The organism is Bacteroides sp. (assembly GCF_052357945.1).
Lineage (GTDB): Bacteria > Bacteroidota > Bacteroidia > Bacteroidales > Bacteroidaceae > Bacteroides.
Genome location: NZ_DAWCXD010000300.1, coordinates 1 through 1,937 on the forward strand (window position 1 = coordinate 1; position 1,937 = coordinate 1,937).

Below are 1,937 nucleotides of genomic sequence, written 5' to 3' on the forward strand. Positions count from 1 at the left end.
GTTACTAATTTTCAAATAAATAATTCTAACCCTTATATCGAACTCACGTTAAATAATTGAATAGAAATGCAAATGTTATAGCCGGGTATGAAATATGTCCGGCTATAACATTTGCATTAGAACTTTTTTATAAGGAATTTCAAGTTTCATTGCTGAAAAGTATATATATAAAATAATCGGAAGCAATCAGGATATGTCCTTTAGTGCTTCCGATTATTTTATATGTGGATCTTGAATGATCTCTATTCAAAAAGAACGGTATCTTATTTCTCCAACAATTCTTCTTTATTTTTCCAACAAATCCTTTAAGAAGTCATCCAACTCCTTATCCAACCCTTTCAGCAATTCATCATTCACCAGTATGGTATCGTCGTCAATCAACAGCAATTCTGCTATGGTTTCTTTCTCTTCATCTACCAAAACGAAAGAATAAGGTTTCAGAATAGTCACTTTGTCGAAATCTCCGGCATCCTTCATTCTGCAAAGAATGTTGCGAAGAGAAGGTTCCACGTTTTCAAGGAAATCATCCCCTTCATAAGTAGCCCATTCTTCAATCATGATGTTTGCCAGTTCTTCATCATCATCGTTGTAAATATTAAGTTGTCCCGATGCCTGATCCGGTTGGAGATGGATATCGGTTACGACTGTTTGTTCACAGCTACATACATATTTAGCGACTGCCTTTTGGATAGCCGATTCGATAATAGATAATGATTGTTGGCTTAATTTCATGGGTTCCTTCTTTTTATAAGTTCAAAGGTATAAAAAAAATAAGATTTGATACACAATTTCCTTAAAAATCATCATTAAATCGGCTCATTTGCAATTTTAACTTGGGTAATTGAGCATTTCTCTCCTTCAGTTCAGCTAAATACAAAGTAGTAAGATAATAATTCGGCACATCATCAATGGTAGCTTGAGGGCTATCTGTGATGTTCTTTTTATCTATTTTTTTAGCTAGTTGTTGTGCCTTTTCTGCCCATTCTTCTGCTTTAGCCAAACTATCTTTCATTTCGTAGTAAACAGCAATGTTGAGAGCTGCCCGCATTTTTTTCTTTTGGTTCTTGGTACCTTCGAAAGCCTGACGCCAAAGTTCGTATGCGTCGTCCCATGAATTTTCGCGTACATAAATGGCAGCGTCACGCATAGGAACCGAACCACCAGTATAAAGATACCGTGTTCCTTTTTTCCAAATGGGGACAATATTTTTCACCGGAACCGTTCCTGCGAATGCTGCCGCTTCTTCCAGCATCTGCTTGTCGGGAATCATGCGAGTGGTGGCTTCTATGGCTGTACCTCCAAACTCTTCCCAAAAAATGCTATCATTAGGATGGAGCGTAGTCATCGGTCTACTGCGTTCGGGAAGATAAACTTTCACCGTGGGATAAACTTTCACGTCTACCGCTCCTTGAAAGCAGTTGAACTCATCCAGATAACGGACAGTCTTTGTTGCTTTGAGTTGCAGGTTTTCCAGTGCAATAATAAAGTCCACTCCCAGGTTAGAAGCCAGTTGACGCACTTCCTCCTGGCTCAATGTACTTTCGCGGGCCAGTTTATCATTGGAGCGTAAGGCAGAATCACAGATAACCACCTCATCGAAGTAGTTCTGCTGTGCTATTTCTTCTGCCAGTGATTCAGTGGCTGTCTTAGGATCTCCATTGGCATAAGCCGTTGCACGACTTATCAATGGTGTACCTTCTTTAATTTTTTCAGTCTCTGTTATCAGTTTATTATCCGGGGCGTCGCTGGTGTTATTCACAATAGCTACTTTCCGGAGTTGCGGAGGAAAGCTCAAGTCGGCAGGCTGCAGATAATCAATGGGGATCTGTTCCAGACTCTGACAGCTACCCAGAGTCAGCAGGAATAAAACGATGAAAACCAGTGAATAAGATTTTGCCATAGTTTTGTTCTATTTAGTAATTTGAACAAAAGTACAA

The 1,937-nt window shown here is 39.3% G+C and carries 2 protein-coding genes; both read right to left on the minus strand.

The annotated features are described in order from the left end of the window. Positions 1 to 285: 285 nt before the first annotated feature. Positions 286 to 732, minus strand: a complete 447-nt coding sequence (locus tag ACT8YW_RS23115) for a hypothetical protein (RefSeq protein ID WP_444107268.1) — start codon at positions 730 to 732, stop codon at positions 286 to 288. Positions 733 to 793: 61 nt separating this feature from the next. Next, positions 794 to 1,900 (minus strand): DUF6340 family protein, encoded by a 1,107-nt coding sequence (locus ACT8YW_RS23120; protein WP_444107269.1) that lies wholly within the window; start codon positions 1,898 to 1,900, stop codon positions 794 to 796. Positions 1,901 to 1,937: the final 37 nt, after the last annotated feature.

What these genes read in the sequence shown, in the direction of transcription:
- ACT8YW_RS23115 (WP_444107268.1), bottom strand. Translation starts at nt 732, where the DNA reads ATGAAATTAAGCCAACAATCATTATCTATTATCGAATCGGCTATCCAA.
- ACT8YW_RS23120 (WP_444107269.1), bottom strand. Translation starts at nt 1,900, where the DNA reads ATGGCAAAATCTTATTCACTGGTTTTCATCGTTTTATTCCTGCTGACT.